The 2,966-nt window shown below is 69.0% G+C and carries 3 protein-coding genes; all 3 read right to left on the reverse strand.

Annotated elements, in window-relative coordinates; genetic code table 11:
- Positions 1 to 25 precede the first annotated feature (25 nt).
- From IQ216_RS12915 to IQ216_RS12925, 3 genes are read right to left on the reverse strand one after another with little or no spacing between them, the layout of a single operon-like run.
- Entirely contained in the window at positions 26 to 925 is a 900-nt protein-coding gene (locus IQ216_RS12915; RefSeq protein WP_186697037.1) for an ABC transporter permease, read from the reverse strand.
- Between the two features lie 6 nt (positions 926 to 931).
- Positions 932 to 1,954, reverse strand: coding sequence for an ABC transporter ATP-binding protein (locus IQ216_RS12920; protein ID WP_228007501.1), 1,023 nt, complete (start codon positions 1,952 to 1,954; stop codon positions 932 to 934).
- A 39-nt stretch (positions 1,955 to 1,993) separates the two neighbouring features.
- On the reverse strand, positions 1,994 to 2,956 hold the full coding sequence (locus tag IQ216_RS12925) for a heme o synthase (RefSeq protein WP_186697039.1): 963 nt from the start codon (positions 2,954 to 2,956) through the stop codon (positions 1,994 to 1,996).
- Positions 2,957 to 2,966 lie beyond the last annotated feature (10 nt).

A 2,966-nucleotide genomic window follows, 5' to 3' on the forward strand; every position in this document is an offset into this window, starting at 1 on the left:
GAGTACGGGGCACGGGGACCGGGAATCAGGTGAGCTTGCGATCCAGCAGGGGCCGGATCAGGGCGAACAGTCCAGCGGCCAGGAGGGCCAGCACGGCCAGGCAGGTGCCGGCGGTGAGGTCTCCGTACGGAGCCTCGAGCACCACGGCGGTGAGGGAGAAATGGCCGGCGTAGGCGGCGCGGATCGGTTCAATCGCGAAGGTAAGGGGATTCAGGGCCGCAAGCCAGCCCAACCAGGCCGGCATGAAGGAAATCGGTGCCAGGGCGGTGCTGGCGAACAGCAGCGGCAGGTTGGCCACGAAGATCACCGCGATCAGTTCGATGTGACCCGGCAGGGCGAACGCCAGCCCGAGGCTGAGTGCCGTGACGGCGAACACCAGCAGCAGCAGCGTGACCAGCACCAGCAGCAGGCCACCGGCGCCCGGCCAGCCGTAGCCCAGCAGGGCAGCGGCCGCCATGATCGCCAGGCTCTGCACCAGGCTCAGGGCCGTGATGAACAGCACCGAGGCCAGCACGATCGAACTGCGCGCCCGCAGCGGCGCCACCAGGAGCCGATTGAGGAAGCCGAACTCCCGATCGAACATCACCGGCAGCCCGGCGTTGAGGGCGCCGCTGAAGGCGGTGAACACGATCACGCCGGCCCCCAGAAAGCGGCCGTAGCTCATGCCGCCCGGCAGCAGGCCGGCGGGGGCCTTGGCAAACAGAGCCCCGAACAGGATCAGCCAGATCAGGGGCTGCAACACCCCGGCGATCAGGGTGGAGGGGCGGCGCTGCAGCTGTAGGAACAGGCGCTTGGTGAGCGCCAGGGTTTCCTGGCTGATCTCGGCCAGGGCGGAGGCCTCGGGGCCGAGGGGCAACGGCGACGGAGGGCTGACCTGGCTGGACAGCGAGGCGCCGGAAGAAGAAGCAGAAGAAGTGGTGGTCATCACGGATCAGCGCATGCTCTGTTTGCGTTCGGCCTTGGGATCCCGGCTGCCGGCCACAGCCAGCTCCGCATCCATCAATGTGCGGCCCGTGGCCTGGAGGTACACATCATCGAGGCTGGGCCGGCTCTGGGCCAGGGCGAACACCGGCAGCTGGGCCTCGGCCAGCTGATGCCTCAGCTGTTCCACCACCCCCTGGTGCTCCACCACCAGGTTGAGCGAATAGCCCTGAGCGCGGTTCACCACCACCTGACGCACCCCCGGGCAGGCCCTCAACAGCTCCTGCACCTGGCTGGCCTCCGCGGCATCACTGAACTCCCGCACCCGCAGGGTGACGCGATCGCCACCGAGAGCATCCTTGAGCTCCGATGGGGTGCCCTCAGCGATCAGCTGGCCCGCCTCGAGGATCGCCAGGCGGTCGGCCAGGGCATCCACCTCCTCCAGGTAGTGACTGCTCAGCAGGATCGTGGTGCCGCCATCGCGCAGCTGGCGCAGCACGGTCCAGATCGCCGCCCGGCTCTCGATGTCGAGGCCCACAGTGGGCTCATCCAGCACCAGCACCCGCGGGGCATGCAGCAGACCGGAGGCCAGATCGAGCCGGCGGCGCATGCCACCGGAATAGGTGCCGCAGCGCCGGTCGATCCAGTCGCCCATACCCAGGAGATCCACCAGCTCGGCAATGCGGCTGTTCCGCAAGGCCGGCTGCAGGTGGTAGAGGTCGCCCTGGAGCTGCAGCAGCTCGCGGCCGCTCAGAATCTTGTCGATCGCCACCTCCTGGGCCACGTAGCCGAGCAGCCGCCGCACCTGGCGGGGGTCCTGCAGGGCATCCACGCCGGCCACCCGGACGCTGCCCCCGTCTGGGGCCAGCAGGGTGCAGAGGATCCGCAGCGCGGTGGTCTTGCCGGCGCCATTGGGGCCCAGCAAGCCATAGAGCGTGCCCGCCGGCACGTTCAGGCTGAGGCCATCGAGGGCATCCACCCTGGACGTGCCACTGCCGTAGGCCTTGCTCAACCGATCGATTTCGATCACCAGCCCCTCTCTCCCGTGGCCATCAGAGCGGTTGTGCGTCGATCAGCCGCCCAATGTAGGCAGCATCCCCAGCCCGATGGAGAACGGCTCCGCCTGGGGGAGGCGTGCCATCAGCAGCAGCAGGCTCACGCCGAACAGATAGAAGATCGACCAGCGGAACAGGGCCTTGGCGGAGGAAGGGTCGTTGGGATTGCGGCTGAGCTTGCTCACCAGTTGCAGCAGCCTGCCATTGAAGGGCAGCACCAGCAGGCCGTAGAACAGGCCGCCACTGGGCAGCATCCAGGCCCCCAGCAGGCTCAGCGCCACCGTCAGCCAGGCATAGCTGCTGATCGCCCGGGCCGTCACCTGCACGCCTTTGACCACCGGAAGCATGGGGATGCCGACGGAGCGGTAGTCGTCCTTGAGCAGCAGCGCCAGGGCCCAGAAGTGGGCCGGGGTCCACACCATCACCAGTGAGAACAACCACCAGCTGGAGGCACCGAGTTCGCCGCTGGCCGCCGCAGCACCCACCAGGGCTGGGATGGCGCCCGCCACCCCGCCGATCACGATGTTCTGGGGCGTGCGGGGCTTGAGCAGGGCGGTGTACAGGAGCACATAGCTGCACAACCCCAGCAGGGCCAGGCTGGCGGCCAGGGGGTTCACCCCCAGCACCAGCACCGTCACCGAGACCAGGGTGAGCGCCACGGCGAGTCCGAAGGCCTGGCGCTGGGCCAGCCGTCCCGAGGGCAGGGCCCGGCGGCTGGTGCGCTGCATGCGGCCATCCAGTTCCTGCTCCCAGAGGCAGTTGAGCACCCCTGCCGCTGCGGAGGCCAGGGCGCCGCCCAGCAGGGTGCAGAGCACCACGGGAGTGGTGATGCTGGAGCCACTCACGGCCATGCCGGCCAGGGTGGTGGCCAGCAACAGCGGAATCAGCCGGGGCTTGGCCACCTCCAGCCAGGCCGGCAGGCGCACCGAGGGGCGCACCGCAGGGGGCTGGGCCATGGGCAGGGCAGAGAGGCTCACCATGGATCAGCTC

Origin of the sequence: Cyanobium sp. LEGE 06143 (assembly GCF_015207535.1) — a bacterium.
Lineage (GTDB): Bacteria > Cyanobacteriota > Cyanobacteriia > PCC-6307 > Cyanobiaceae > NIES-981.